We start from the raw sequence: 12,616 nt of genomic DNA, 5'->3' as shown, positions 1-12,616 counted from the left end.
GGCCGCGCCCCGGGCGCACGGGTGAGGGGAGCCCGGGGCGCGGCGGTCTCAGTGGTCCCGCATCGCGGCGGGCGTGGGCGGGTGAGCGTGACGGCGGAGTCGCTCCTCCAGCTGCTCCGGTGTGGGCTCGACCTCGGTCCGCCACGGGGCGTCGGGCGAGTGCGCCGTGGCCATCCACAGGCGGCCGGTCCACACGATCCGGTAGCTGTGGCTCCACTTCGCCTGGAGTCGGCCGAGGGTCCGAACCGGGTGCTCCCAGGTGTCGCCCCGGGCGTCCTGGTGGTCGTCCGGGTGGTCCAGGTCGAGGACGCAGCGGCGGACGTAGCCGGAGCGGTCGAGGCCGATCTCGGGACACATCGGGGTCACGACGAGCGGGTCGGGGGTCATGCCACCGCCGTCCGCCGCTGGTGGTGGCCGACCGCGCCCAGGGCGACGAGCCCGCGCCGCTGTGCGCGGGTGCGCGAGTCGCGTGCGCCGAACAAATCGGCCGGCCGCGCGGTCGCGGCGCCGGCGCGGTGGTGGCGTCCGGCCGGGCGGACCGGCGGGGCGACCGAGGCGTCGGGGCGAAGCAGCGGGATCGGCCCCGTGATGACGGGCGGCCTCGGCGGCGGGATCCGCTCGGCGTACCGGCGGATGCGGGGAGCACGACGGCGGGCGGCGCGGATGGCCGCGCGGGCTATGAGCCACAACCCGGCCAGATTCCAAAGCAGGTAGCGCACAGGGCGCCTCCTCATGAAGCGATGCCGGGTGGGAAGCCCGGCGGGGGAATAGGTGAGTCCCAGTGTCACTCTGAAGTTTCAGGTTTTCAAGTCTTCATGGAACATTGCTTCATAGGATCTGACTTCACTCAACACGTCTTCACGGCAGGAAAATTCACAGATGAGCGATTCGCGTAGTCCCAGGACCCGCCGTAGCATCCGAGAGGCTGACACCCCGGGAGGCGACATGGCTGACAAGCGGCAATCCATCCGGCGACGACGCCTGTCGGTCGAGCTGAAGAAGGCGCGCACCGACGCGGAGATGACCATCGAGGACGTCGCTGACGCGACCGAGTGGTCGATGGGCAAGATCAGCAACATCGAGACCGGTGTCCGGCTACGCCCCACCGTCATGGAAGTGCGGGGCCTGCTCGACGTCTACAAGGTCACGGACGAGCGGCGCCGCGAGGCGATCCTCGATCTCACCCGGCAGGCTCGGGAGCGCGGCTGGTGGTCGAAGTACGGTGATGTGTTCACCGACGACTTCGTCGCGTTCGAGGCCGAGGCCACCCACATCCGGACCTACGAACTGGCGCGGATTCCTGGCCTGCTCCAAACACCTGGGTACGTCGAGCTGCTCATGCGCGCGAGCCTCTACCAGAGCCCCGTAGACATCGAGCGCGTCGTCGAGACCCGCAGCCAGCGTCAGCAGATCCTCACCAGGCCCACCGCGCCGGAGCTGTGGGCGGTCATCGACGAGGCCGCGCTCCTGCGCATTCAGGCGCACGGCGAGGTGTTCCGCGAGCAGGTTGAGCACCTGATCGAGGTCGCCGAGGCCGACAACACCGTGACGATTCAGGTTTTGCCGTTCGCGAACGGTATGCACTCTGGGTTGCAGGGCCCGTTCGTGATCCTGGATTTCGTGCCGGGGATGAGCCCGATCGTCTACCTGGAGACGGACACCGACGGCCTGTACCTTGAAGAGCCCGAAGAGCTGGACCGGTACGCGAAGCTGTTCGACCATGTCCGCGCCGCTGCGCGTTACCCTGAAGCATCCCTTCAGATCCTGAAGAACCTGATCTAGGACCGACGATGAACCTATTCCCGACTGACAGCCTGGACTTCCGGAAGTCCAGCTACAGCGACCACAACAACTGTGTGGAGGTCGCCGACCTTCCATCCGGCGCGGCTGTCCGCGACTCTCAGAACCCGGGCGCCGGGCACCTGGAGGTCTCGGCCGCTGAGTGGTCTGCGCTGCTTGCTGGGGTCCGCACCGGCCGGTAGCGGAGAGCACAAAGGAAGGGCGCCGGAGTGCTCCGGCGCCCTTCACCTATTCCCGCCGCCGAGTCTACCGCCCCGACGGCGGTCCGGCCAGACGACGGACGGCTACTCGACGTCGCCGACGAAGAAGATACCGGGCCGCGGCTCGACGTACTCGTCGCCCGCCAGGTCGTCCTGGACGACCACTTCGATCTGGAGGTAGGACTCCTCCTCCGGCAGCTCGCACCCGAAGTCGGCGGTCGCGTTCCTGTCTGCCATCACGGTCGAGGTGAACCCGTCGCCGACGCCTGCTTCGCTGTCGTAGACGCCCTCCGCGCGTCGGCCGTCCTCCCCGACCATGCACTCCACGAACATCAGCGACAGGTCGACCGGCTCTCCGGTGCCGTTCTGCACCTGGATCGTGAACCGGGCGTAGGGGGTGGACTCCGGGGACGCCCACTCGCTGGAGACGGCGCGTGTCACGCCGGACAGCTCCACGGTCAGACCGTCGGGGTACTCGTAGGTGCCGCCGAGTTCCACCTCGGCAGGCGTGGCCTCCTCGGCGGGCGCGGTCTCCTCGGCCTGGGCGTCGTCGGGGGATGCCGGGGCCGCCTCCATCTCCGTGGTGCGGTCGTCGACCGAGGGAGAAGCGCCGCACGCGGTGGCGGCCAGGAGGGCGAGCAGGGCCGCCACGGACGACAGGGCGGCGGGGGTCGTGCGCATGATGTTGCTCCGATCTCGGGGGTACGGGGGTGGCGGAGCGGGCGCCAGGGGCCCGGCGCGGACGGAGCGACCAGGCAGGCACGACGGTAGCGGGTACCCGACGGCACCCGCTACCGGTTCCAGAAGCCACCCGCCGCCAAACCATGGCCGGATCCGGACATCACCGGCCCTGCAAACCTCGAATGACCTGCTGAAACAGTAACCACATTTTTCGACGTCTGCCTAGGGCGTACTCGGCGGTGGTCACCCCCCGGTCGTCGGCGGGGGTGAGGAGTCGGGTGAGCGGACGCGCGGCAACGGGCATGGGACCTCCCTGGAGCGGGGGCGGACGGAACGTCCGTCCTCCCCCACCAGGGTCCGCCGTGGCGAGGGAGGACGGAAGGGCCGTCCACAGCCTGTGGACAACCACCGCCCCGTCGGACCGGACCGCGTCCGCGCGTCCACAGCCTGTGGACGGAGTCAGTCCCGTGCCCCGGACAGGACCTCGTCCAGCAGCCGCAGGGCCCCGGCCTTGCTCAGCGGCTCGTTCCCGGTCCCGCACTTCGGCGACTGGATGCACGAGGGGCACCCCTGGTCGCACTCGCAGTCGGCGATCACGTCACGGGTCGCGGTGAGCCACTCGCGCGCGGCGTGAAAGCCCCGCTCCGCGAAGCCCGCCCCACCCTGGTACCCGTCGTAGACGAAGACCGTCAGCCCTCCCGTGTCGGTGTGCACGGCGGTGGACACCCCGCCGATGTCCGACCGGTCGCAGGTGGCCAGCAGCGGCAGCATCCCGATCGACGCGTGCTCGGCCGCGTGCGCCGCACCCAGCAGCCCCACGTCGGCCCCGCGCAGCCGCTCCTCGCCCTCGCGCGGCAGCGTCCACCACACGGCGCGCGTGTGCAGCGTCCGCTCCGGCAGGTCCAGGGGCTGCTCCCCCAGGACCGACCCCGTGCGCACGTCCCGTTTGAGGAAGCCCACCACCTGGCGGGCCACCTCGACCTCCCCGAAGTACACGGTCGCCCCGCTGGGCCAGGACTCCTTCCGGCCGACCGAACGCACCGTGATGTCCGTGGTGTCGCGTGCCCAGGTGCTGTAGGGGGGCTCCGCCGGGTGCACGAGGGCGACCCCCTCCTCCAGGTCGAGGTCGTCGACGAGGTGGGTGGTGCCCTGGTGCAGGTACACCGCGCCGGGGTGCACGGTGCCGTGCGCCGCCGCCTCGTCGATCTCGCCGAGCAGCTGACCGCTGCCCGTGTCGACGATCTGGACCGGCGGCCCGCCCGCCCCCCGGATATCGGCCATGTCACTTGCGCGTTCGTTACTCGTCCAGAACCAGCCCCTCGGACGCTTTCTCAGGAGTTTTCCGGAGACGAGTTCGCCGAGCAGCCCCTCGGTCGTCGGACCGAACAGGGTCAGGTCGTCACGGGTGATCGGGAGCTCCTGGGCCGCCGCGCACAGGTGTGGACCGAGGATGTGGGGGTTTTCCGGATCAAGGACGGTCGCCTCTACGGACCGACCGAAAATGGCTTCCGGGTGGTGGGCCAGGTAGGTGTCCAGCGGGTCGTCACGGGCGATGAACACCGCCAGTGCGTCCTCTCCCCGCCGTCCCGCGCGGCCGGCCTGCTGCCACAGCGAGGCCAGTGTCCCCGGCCACCCCGCGATGAGCACGGCGTCCAGGCCGCTGATGTCCACCCCGAGTTCGAGCGCGTTGGTCGTGGCGAGGCCGAGGATCCTCCCCGTCCGCAGCGACTCCTCCAACTCCCGCCGTTCCGACGCCAGGTAGCCGCCCCGGTAGGCGGCCACACGCTCGGCCAGGTCGTGCTCACCCCTCTCGGACAGCAGCCTCCGGGTGGTCAGCGCGACCACCTCCGCCCCCTGCCGGGAGCGCACGAAGACGAGCGTGCGGACCCCGTCCCGTACCAGGTCGGCGAGCATCTCCGCGGCCTGCGACGACGCCGTCCGCCGCACCGGGGCGCCCTGCTCGCCCGTCATCTCGGTCAGCTCCGGTTCCACGAGCGCCACGGATATCCCCGCCCGGGGGGAACCGTCCTCGGTGACCTCCGTGACCGGCACTCCGGTGAGTCGGCTCGCGCTCTCACCCGGGCTCCCCGAGGTGGCCGAGGCCAGGACGAACACCGGCTCGGACCGGTAGCGGGCGCAGACGCGGCGCAGCCGCCGCAGGATCAGCGCGACGTGCGACCCGAACACCCCCCGGTACCGGTGCGCCTCGTCGATCACCACGTACCGCAGCCTGCGCAGGAAGCGCGACCACGCCCCGTGCCGGGGCAGGATTCCGTGGTGCAGCATGTCCGGATTGGTCAGGACGTAGTTGCCGTGCTCGCGCACCCACGAGCGCTCCTCGGGCAACGTGTCCCCGTCGTAGACCGCCGCCCGCACGCCCGGAAGAGCGAGGTCCGATATCCACCGCAACTGGTCCTGGGCGAGCGCCTTGGTCGGAGAGAGGTAGAGAACGGTTCCGCCCGCGTCAACCGCCTCCGCCGCGGGCATAAGGAAGGCAAGTGACTTTCCCGAGGCGGTACCCGTGGCTATGATCACATCACTGCCCGAGCGTGCGAGGTCGGCGGCGGCGGCCTGGTGGGACCACGGACCCGTGATCCCCCGTGCCGCCAGACGTTCGACCAGGTGGGGCGTGGTCCACACAGGCCACTCCCCGCTGTCCCCGTCGCCCGGGGCCACATGCTCGATATGGGTCACCCGCGGGTACCGGGTATCGTCACGCCACACACCGGGGAGTGTGGGCTCCGATCGCCTCATCCGAGACCCCTCCTCACTGGACACGTTCCCGACCCACGATCCTCCCGATGAGGGGTGCGGCACTGGTGGACATCGGTTTCAGTGTGGCATCCGGGGGAAGAGTGGCGCGGTGTCACCGTTTTTCTGCTCATCGCAGGAAGACACACTCTGTACCCGTGGTTGAATGCGTGCTGGTGGGGTAACCGCCCGGCAGAGACCATTCGCGTGATACGCGGTTCGGCGCTGGAGGACTAGTGGACCTGAAGCTTGATCATTACACCGAGGGCGACACCGAGGTCGTCGTCGTTGAGGGTGAGATCGATGTCTATACCGCGCCCCGGCTCCGCGAGCTGCTGATCGACCTGGTCAACAAGGGCAACTTCCACCTCGTGGTCAACATGGAGAAGGTGGAGTTCCTGGACTCGACGGGCCTCGGCGTGCTCGTGGGCGGGCTCAAGCGCGTCCGCGCGCACAACGGGACGCTCGGCCTGGTCTGCACCCAGGAGCGCATCCTCAAGATCTTCCGGATCACCGGCCTGACCAAGGTGTTCGGTATCCACGACTCGGTGCAGGAAGCCATCGACAAGCGCCCCGAGAAGTAGTCCCGAGCGAGCGATGGCAACCATCACGCTGACGATCAGCGCGCTTCCGGCCCACGTGCGGACGGCGCGGCTCATGGCCGCGACCGTCGCACGGCGGGCCGGTATCGCCGCGACAGCGATCGACGAGATCAGGCTGGCGGTCGGTGAGGCGTGTTCCCGGGCGGTGGCCGCGCACAAGCTGCACTGCCCGACACAGCCGATCCTGCTCCAGCTGATCGACGGCGTCGGCGTCGAGGCGGTGCCCAAGACCGACGGCGGTGCGCCCGGACACGCCCTGCGCGTCAACGGGAACGCCACACAGCGTTTCGAGGTCGTCGTCTCCGACCGTGCCCCGGCCAAGGACGCGGACGAGTCGACCAACCACACGGGCCCCCTGCTCGACGGGCTCTTCCTCGACGGTGACGACACCCCTCCCGGCGGGATCTCGGGGTTCTCCCCGGGGCTGGGCCTGGCGGTGATCACCGGCCTCGCGGACGAGGTGCGCATCGACCCCAGCGACCAGGGCACGGTCGTGCGGATGAGCTGGCCGGTGGCGGCCGAGCGGACGCACGACCCCAGTTCCAACTAGGTTCGCGAACCCACCGGGGGCGCCTTCGCACGAAGGCGCCCCCGTTCACGTCCCGGGAGGTCGGTTCGGGCGTCGGCAGGGTTGCGTGAGACGAGGCGAGCGGGGAACGGGCGCCGGGCACACAGGCACACAGGCACAGCCGAGGATGGGGAATCCCCGCCTTCGGGTCGCCCGAACACGGGCCGAACCGGAGCGGAGACCCGGAGCGAACACCGCCTAGTCGCAGACCTGCGACGAGACCTCGGAGTCGGCCTCCAGCCCCGAACTCGCGTTGGCGGCGATCTCGTCCGCGGTGAGCACGTATCCCGTCTCGTCCTCGTTGGTCGCGGCGGCGAACACCACCCCGTAGACGGTCCCGTCGGGCGCCAGCAGCGGCCCCCCGGAGTTGCCCGGGCGCACCACGGCCCGCACCTGGTAGATCTCCCGGCTCACCTGCTGGGAGTGGTAGAAATCGGGCCCCTGCGCCGTCTGGCGTGCCCTCACGCGCGCTGGGACGGCCGTGAAGCCGCTGTTGCGGGGGAACCCGGCCACGACCGCGTCGTCCCCCTGTTCGGCGGCCCCGTTGAACTCCAGCGGTTCCAGCTCCACCTCCGGCACGTCGAGGACGGCCAGGTCCTGTTGGGCGTCGAACAGCACCAGGGTCGCCTCCAGCTGGTGACCGTCCCTCGTGACGACCCGCAGGTCCTCGGTGACCCCGGCGACCACGTGGGCGTTGGTCATGATCCGCCCATCGCCGTACACGAAACCGGTCCCCTCCACCCGGCGCTGGCAGGCCGGGGCGGTACCCAGCACCTTGACCACGCTGCGGCTGGCGTCGATCAGCTCCGGGGTGGTGAGCACGTCGGGGTCGGGCGGCTCCACCTCGGCCAGCTCACCCGTCCCCAGACCGCTGAACACCTGCGGGAAGTCGCTCTGGTCGACGATGCTGCGGAAGGTCAGGAACCCGCCCCGGGCCGCCTCGGGCATCACCGCGTCGACCGACTGCAGGACACGCGAGTTCTGTACCTGCCCGGCCACGAACGGCAGCGCCGAGTTGGCGACCGTGCTCCCGATGAACCACGCCACCAGCAGCACCGACAGCCCGCTGACCACGGCCCCGCCCATGGCGTCCAGGACCCGCGCCGAATCCCACGTGACCCGGTTCCGCACCAGGGTCCCCAGGTAGGAGAACAGGAACTGGCCCAACGCCGCCGACAGGAACACCACCGCGATCGCCACCAGCGCCTGCCGCCCGGGGTCCGCCACCCACTCCTGGATGTGGCCCGGGGCCGTCAGCGCGGCGAGGACGCCGCCGCCGATGAACCCCGAGAAGCTGAAGACCCCGACGATGAACCCCTGTCGGTAACCGGTCACGGCGAACAGCAGCAGCAGGACGATCAGGATGACGTCGAGCACGGTCCCCTCCCCTCCAGAATGAGCGCTACCCGACGGGGCGCAGGCCGTGCGGGGTCGCTTCGAACATGTCGGTAAGACCCTCGCGGCGCCACGGAAGTTCCCAACCGCCCAGAACGAGCAGGCTGTCCACGATCGCTCCGGTGAACCCCCACACGAGCATGCCGTCGACACGGAAGCCCGGCCCCCAGCGCGACCCGTCCCCGTAGCGCACCTCGACCCGGTTGGCGGGATCGGCCAGGTGGGCGACGGGCACCCGGGAGACCGCGGCGACCTCGCCGAGGTCCACGGGACGGACCTCGCACGGTTCGCGCCACCAGCCCAGGACGGGAGCGACCCGGAAGTCGCTGTAGCTCAGGTAGAGCTCCGGGAGGCGGCCGACGACGTCGATGCCGCCGGGTTGGGCACCGGTCTCCTCGGCGGCCTCGCGGAGCGCGGCGGCCTCCGGCGAGGCGTCGGACTCCTCGATCCGGCCTCCCGGGAAGGCGGGCTGACCGGAGTGCCTGCGCAGACCGTCGTTGCGCTGGATGAGCAGCAGGTCAGGCCCCTCCGCCCCCACGCCGAACAGGATCAGCACGGCCGACTCGCGCCCGCCCGTCTCCGGTGGGCGCATGGGCCGCGGCACGGGCATCGTCCCGGCCGAGTCCGCGAGCGCGGTGAGCCAGTGCGGTGTCGAGTTCATGAAGGGAACCTGTTCCAGGGGCCGGGAGCGCCGTCGTGCGCGTGGGAGGGGAGCGGGGCCGGTCGCCCCGGGACGAGGAGTGTGTGCTCACTCACGTGATCAGGGTACAAACTGGTCTCCGCTCGCCGCAGGGGTCACCACGCGTCAGGCGAACGAACGCATCCGCAGCAGCTTGGTCGCCGTGGCCTCGTCCGTGGGCCCCTCACCGTAGGAGGGACACCAGCGGGCCAGACCGCAGGCCCCGCACGCCGGCCTGCGGGCGTGGCAGACGCGGCGCCCGTGCCACACGACACGGTGGGACAGCATGGTCCAGTCCCTGCGCGGGAAGAGCGCACCGATCGCGTGCTCGACCTTCACCGGGTCCTGTTCGTCGGTCCACCCGAAGCGGCGGACGAGCCTGCCGAAGTGCGTGTCCACGGTGATTCCCGGCACATCGAAGGCGTTACCGAGCAGTACGTTTGCCGTCTTCCTGCCTACACCGGGTAGTTTGACCAGGTCCGTGAGGTTCCCCGGAACCTCGCCGCCGTGTCGTTCGCACAGTGCCTGCCCCAGCCCGATCAGGTTGTTGGCCTTGGCCCGGAAGAACCCGGTGGACCGGATCACCTCCTCCAACTCCTCGCGGCGGGCCGAGGCGTACGCCTCGGCGTCGGGGTAGCGCGCGAAGAGGGCGGGGGTGACCTGGTTGACCCGCTTGTCCGTGCACTGGGCGGACAGGATCGTGGCGACCAGGAGTTCGAGCGGGGTCGTGAAGTTCAGTTCGCAGTGCGCGTCCGGGTACAGCTCGACGAGTTCCCGGTACATCCGGCGGGCACGGCGCACCAGGGCGAGCCGGCTCTCCCCTGTCGGAGTCGCCGGTACCGCGGTGCTGTCTGGTGTCTCACGGGGCATCGTCACAGGGTAGGTGCCCGACGACCCCGGCGCCCGCGCCGGCCGGGAAAAGGACGCGGCCCTTGGAGGGATCCGCTGACACACTGCGCCAGTGACCGAGATTATGTAACCAATGTCCGATGACACGGCGCGGACCGCCCTGATACGGGCTGATGCGGACTAAGATCTCTTGGGCTGACGTCGGCTGTTGTGGGCTCGTGGTCTCCCGGCGGACAAGCCGAGGTAACGACCTGGTTTCACACCCGGGTGCGATATACGTCACACTGTTGGCGGTCAGGTTTTAGGAGGACGTGTGGTGGACGAGATCAACGAGGTACTGCGGAAGGCCCCTCTGTTCGAGGCCCTGGACGAGGAGGACACGGCCGGACTCCGCGCCTCGGTCAACGAGGTACGCCTCGGCCGCGGCCAGACCCTCTTCAGCGAGGGCGACGAGGGTGACCGGCTGTACGTGATCCTCAGCGGGAAGGTGAAGCTGACCCGCACGGCCGTGGACGGCCGCGAGAACCTGCTCGGCGTGCTCGGCCCGAGCGAGATGTTCGGCGAGCTGTCGCTGTTCGACCCGCGCCCGCGCACCGCGAGCGCCGTCGCCGTCACGGACTCCGTGCTCGCCGGACTGGGCCACGACGACCTGCGGCCCTTCCTCTCCAGCCGTCCGCACGTGTCGCTCCAGCTGCTCAAGTCGCTGGCCGCCCGGCTGCGCCGGACCAACGACGTGATGGCCGACCTGGTCTTCACGGACGTGCCCGGCCGTGTGGCCAAGGCCCTCCTGGAGCTCGCCGACAAGTTCGGCAAGGAGGGTGAGGACGGCCTGCACGTCCACCACGACCTCACGCAGGAGGAGCTCGCGCAGCTCGTCGGCGCCTCCCGCGAGACGGTGAACAAGGCCCTCGCCGAGTTCGCCCTGCGCGGATGGCTGCGCATCGAGGCCAAGGCCGTCGTCCTGCTGGACGTCGAGCGCATGCGCCGCCGCGCACGCTAGGGACCCGAACGGCCGCGGCCGTTCCCGGGGCCGTCCACTCCTCGGGCCCGAGCGCAGCGAAGGCCCAGGACGAGCAGTTCGGGCGCCGCCAGGGCGCTGCAGGACGAGGCAAGCCGCTAGCGAGGAACGAGCGTCAGGCGCGGCCGAGGACGAAGCGCCCCTGGCCGCAGGGGCGCCCGAACACGGGCCGAAGCGCAGCGAAGGCCCGGGACGAGCACAGCCTACGACTCGACCTCCGCGGAGAGCTCGCCGCGCACCGCCAGGTACCGCAGCTGCGCCCGCACCGACGAGCCCGCGGCACCGCGGATCTGCTCCGAGATGTCCGGGTAGACCCGGTCGATGATCTCCTCCACCCTGGTCGCACCTGCGCGAAGGGCCGTCCGCACCTGTTCCAGACGCGACTCGCGGTGGTCGATGTAGGAACTGAGCACCGACACCGGCGAGGACAGGATCGGTCCGTGACCCGGCAGGATCGTCCGCACCTGGTGCTCACGCGCGATGTCGCGCAGCCGGTACAGCGAGTCCATGTAGGGGCCGAGTCCCTCGTCGCCGTCGATCACCGGCGTACCGTGGCCCAGCACCGTGTCACCCGTCAGCAGCGCGTTGTCGGACTCCAGCAGCAGGCAGACCGAGTCGTCCGTGTGCCCCGGCGCGGCGATCACCCGCACCGACAGCCCGTCCACGGTGAGCACCTCGCCGTCGACCAGCCCGGCGCCGCCGACCCGCATCTGCGGGTCGACCGCGTGCACGGGGGCGCCCGTGAGCTCGGAGAAGTAGCGGCTGCCCCCGGTGTGGTCGGGGTGGCGGTGGGTCACGATCGCCATGAGGACCTGCGCGCCCTGTTCCTGCACCGTCCGCGCCACCCGCTCCAGGTGCCGCTCGTCGTGCGGCCCGGGGTCCACGACCACCACACCGCGCGCACCCGGTTCCCGCAGGATCCAGGTGTTGGTTCCCTCCAACGTCATCGGGCCGGGGTTGGGGCACAGCACGCAGCTGGAGCGCAGTGTCCCGGAACCGTCGATCCTCATCGCACCTCGCTTCGCTCGCCGGTACCGGACCGGCCCGGAGAGGACGGCCGCGGAACGCGGCGCGTCCGTCCGCACCGGTGCGGGCCACACCGCGACGTGGGGCCCCTCAGGGGGTCGCGTCGGGCTTCGGAAGGGGGTGGTGGGCCCCGTCCGGGGTCACGATCCGGGTCTGACCGTCGACATCCCGAACATCCGGTTCAATGGGGACGATATCCCGTCGCGCCTCGCGTACACCTTCCAGGGTGCGGCAGGCGGCCAGCTCCGCGCAGGAGACCAGTGTGGGCGGCAGCATCGGCATCCGCCCGGCGGCACTCTCCGCGGCGACCTCCGCCGGGTCGGTCCAGCGGGTCAGGTCGGCCTCGCCGCCCACGTTCCGGGACTTCTGCCCGGGCGGCAGTTCGGCGGCGAAGAACCACGTGTCGAAGCGGCGCGACTGCACCCTCGGAGTGACCCAGCGCGACCATCCGCGCAGCCACTCCGTGCGCACGGCCAGCCCTCGCCGGGAGAGCACCCCGGTGAAGGAGTGGGAGCGGTCGACCAACCCGCGCCGGTCCCGCTCCCACCCCTCCGTCGTGGTGTCGAGGGTGATGGCCCGCGTACCGGTCTCCCCGGGCTCACCGGCCAGGAGGACCCCGGTCTCCTCGAAGGTCTCCCGGACCGCGGCGCACACCAGGGCGCGCGCCATCCGCACGTCGGTGCCCAGGACCCGCGCCCACTCGGCCGGGGACGGACCGGTCCAGGGCAGGTCGCCGTCGGCGTCGCGTTGGTCCACGATCCCGCCGGGGAACACGTAGGCCCCCGGAGCGAAACCCATGGAACGGACCCTGCGCATGAGCAGGACCTCCATGGCCCGCCCCCCGGCCGGAGACCGGTCACCCGTGCCCGTCACGGCACCGGTCCGCTCCGCGCCCGCCGGGGCGGGCCGGAGCAGCATCACGGTGGCGGCGGGCCTGGGCTCCGCGACGCCCCTGGGCCCGGACTGTTCGGCCATCGGCGCACCCTCCTGGTCTGTCTGGGGGCCGATGACCGTGCCATCGACCCGTTCCGGTCACCGCCGGCACGT

The 12,616-nt window shown here is 70.7% G+C and carries 14 protein-coding genes; 5 read left to right on the top strand and 9 right to left on the bottom strand.

What is annotated here, in order from left to right; all coding sequences use genetic code 11:
- Nucleotides 1–48: 48 nt before the first annotated feature.
- A complete protein-coding gene (locus ACTVAJ_RS26650) occupies nt 49–387 on the bottom strand; it encodes a hypothetical protein (protein WP_470391020.1) in 339 nt (112 codons plus the stop codon).
- Nucleotides 384–719 carry a hypothetical protein gene (locus tag ACTVAJ_RS26645; protein ID WP_470391019.1) on the bottom strand — a complete coding sequence of 112 codons (336 nt, stop codon included), beginning with the start codon at nt 717–719 and terminating at the stop codon, nt 384–386. Before ACTVAJ_RS26645 ends, ACTVAJ_RS26650 begins: the two co-directional genes overlap by 4 nt.
- A 226-nt stretch (nt 720–945) precedes the next feature.
- On the opposite strand from ACTVAJ_RS26645, the gene ACTVAJ_RS26640 reads away from it, so the two are divergent.
- Both ACTVAJ_RS26640 and ACTVAJ_RS26635 read left to right on the top strand, forming a co-directional pair.
- On the top strand, nt 946–1,782 hold the full coding sequence (locus tag ACTVAJ_RS26640) for a helix-turn-helix domain-containing protein (RefSeq protein ID WP_470391018.1): 837 nt from the start codon (nt 946–948) through the stop codon (nt 1,780–1,782).
- Nucleotides 1,783–1,790: 8 nt separating this feature from the next.
- Nucleotides 1,791–1,982 carry a DUF397 domain-containing protein gene (locus tag ACTVAJ_RS26635; RefSeq protein ID WP_470391017.1) on the top strand — a complete coding sequence of 64 codons (192 nt, stop codon included), beginning with the start codon at nt 1,791–1,793 and terminating at the stop codon, nt 1,980–1,982.
- A 102-nt stretch (nt 1,983–2,084) separates the two neighbouring features.
- Here the strand turns inward: ACTVAJ_RS26635 and ACTVAJ_RS26630 are convergent, their stop codons facing one another.
- Together ACTVAJ_RS26630 and ACTVAJ_RS26625 are read right to left on the bottom strand one after the other, a co-directional pair.
- Complete coding sequence (locus ACTVAJ_RS26630) at nt 2,085–2,681, bottom strand: hypothetical protein (protein ID WP_470391016.1); 597 nt, start codon at nt 2,679–2,681, stop codon at nt 2,085–2,087.
- A 459-nt stretch (nt 2,682–3,140) separates the two neighbouring features.
- Nucleotides 3,141–5,435 (bottom strand): DEAD/DEAH box helicase, encoded by a 2,295-nt coding sequence (locus tag ACTVAJ_RS26625; RefSeq protein ID WP_470391015.1) that lies wholly within the window; start codon nt 5,433–5,435, stop codon nt 3,141–3,143.
- A 233-nt stretch (nt 5,436–5,668) separates the two neighbouring features.
- On the opposite strand from ACTVAJ_RS26625, the gene ACTVAJ_RS26620 reads away from it, so the two are divergent.
- A complete protein-coding gene (locus tag ACTVAJ_RS26620) occupies nt 5,669–6,016 on the top strand; it encodes an STAS domain-containing protein (RefSeq protein ID WP_470391014.1) in 348 nt (115 codons plus the stop codon).
- A gap of 13 nt (nt 6,017–6,029) precedes the next feature.
- Nucleotides 6,030–6,584 (top strand): ATP-binding protein, encoded by a 555-nt coding sequence (locus ACTVAJ_RS26615; protein WP_470391013.1) that lies wholly within the window; start codon nt 6,030–6,032, stop codon nt 6,582–6,584.
- A 216-nt stretch (nt 6,585–6,800) separates the two neighbouring features.
- Here ACTVAJ_RS26615 and ACTVAJ_RS26610 read toward each other — a convergent pair whose 3' ends face one another.
- From ACTVAJ_RS26610 to nth, 3 genes are all read right to left on the bottom strand, one after another.
- Nucleotides 6,801–7,979 (bottom strand): MarP family serine protease, encoded by a 1,179-nt coding sequence (locus ACTVAJ_RS26610; protein ID WP_470391012.1) that lies wholly within the window; start codon nt 7,977–7,979, stop codon nt 6,801–6,803.
- A 25-nt stretch (nt 7,980–8,004) separates the two neighbouring features.
- Nucleotides 8,005–8,658 carry an NUDIX hydrolase gene (locus ACTVAJ_RS26605; protein WP_470391011.1) on the bottom strand — a complete coding sequence of 218 codons (654 nt, stop codon included), beginning with the start codon at nt 8,656–8,658 and terminating at the stop codon, nt 8,005–8,007.
- Between the two features lie 144 nt (nt 8,659–8,802).
- A complete protein-coding gene (gene nth, locus ACTVAJ_RS26600; protein WP_470391010.1) occupies nt 8,803–9,546 on the bottom strand; it encodes an endonuclease III in 744 nt (247 codons plus the stop codon).
- A 292-nt stretch (nt 9,547–9,838) separates the two neighbouring features.
- Here nth and ACTVAJ_RS26595 point away from each other — a divergent pair, with 292 nt between their 5' ends.
- Nucleotides 9,839–10,525: a Crp/Fnr family transcriptional regulator gene (locus ACTVAJ_RS26595; protein WP_017602105.1), complete on the top strand. Its 687-nt coding sequence runs from the start codon at nt 9,839–9,841 to the stop codon at nt 10,523–10,525.
- 221 nt (nt 10,526–10,746) lie between these two features.
- On the opposite strand, the gene ACTVAJ_RS26590 is transcribed toward ACTVAJ_RS26595, so the two are convergent.
- Complete coding sequence (locus tag ACTVAJ_RS26590) at nt 10,747–11,553, bottom strand: MBL fold metallo-hydrolase (RefSeq protein WP_470391009.1); 807 nt, start codon at nt 11,551–11,553, stop codon at nt 10,747–10,749.
- A gap of 106 nt (nt 11,554–11,659) precedes the next feature.
- Nucleotides 11,660–12,544 (bottom strand): NUDIX hydrolase, encoded by an 885-nt coding sequence (locus ACTVAJ_RS26585; protein ID WP_470391008.1) that lies wholly within the window; start codon nt 12,542–12,544, stop codon nt 11,660–11,662.
- Nucleotides 12,545–12,616 lie beyond the last annotated feature (72 nt).

This window comes from Nocardiopsis sp. KDC1DS13DA1, assembly GCF_055632325.1.
The sequence above is the reverse complement of the archived record's forward strand: the minus strand, read 5'-3'. Positions and strand labels throughout refer to the sequence as shown.

Coding starts and splice junctions, on each gene's coding strand:
- ACTVAJ_RS26605 (WP_470391011.1), bottom strand. CDS start 8,658: ATGAACTCGACACCGCACTGGCTCACCGCGCTCGCGGACTCGGCCGGG.
- ACTVAJ_RS26625 (WP_470391015.1), bottom strand. CDS start 5,435: ATGAGGCGATCGGAGCCCACACTCCCCGGTGTGTGGCGTGACGATACC.
- ACTVAJ_RS26615 (WP_470391013.1), top strand. CDS start 6,030: ATGGCAACCATCACGCTGACGATCAGCGCGCTTCCGGCCCACGTGCGG.
- ACTVAJ_RS26640 (WP_470391018.1), top strand. CDS start 946: ATGGCTGACAAGCGGCAATCCATCCGGCGACGACGCCTGTCGGTCGAG.
- ACTVAJ_RS26635 (WP_470391017.1), top strand. CDS start 1,791: ATGAACCTATTCCCGACTGACAGCCTGGACTTCCGGAAGTCCAGCTAC.
- ACTVAJ_RS26630 (WP_470391016.1), bottom strand. CDS start 2,681: ATGCGCACGACCCCCGCCGCCCTGTCGTCCGTGGCGGCCCTGCTCGCC.
- ACTVAJ_RS26590 (WP_470391009.1), bottom strand. CDS start 11,553: ATGAGGATCGACGGTTCCGGGACACTGCGCTCCAGCTGCGTGCTGTGC.
- ACTVAJ_RS26650 (WP_470391020.1), bottom strand. CDS start 387: ATGACCCCCGACCCGCTCGTCGTGACCCCGATGTGTCCCGAGATCGGC.
- ACTVAJ_RS26585 (WP_470391008.1), bottom strand. CDS start 12,544: ATGGCCGAACAGTCCGGGCCCAGGGGCGTCGCGGAGCCCAGGCCCGCC.
- nth (WP_470391010.1), bottom strand. CDS start 9,546: ATGCCCCGTGAGACACCAGACAGCACCGCGGTACCGGCGACTCCGACA.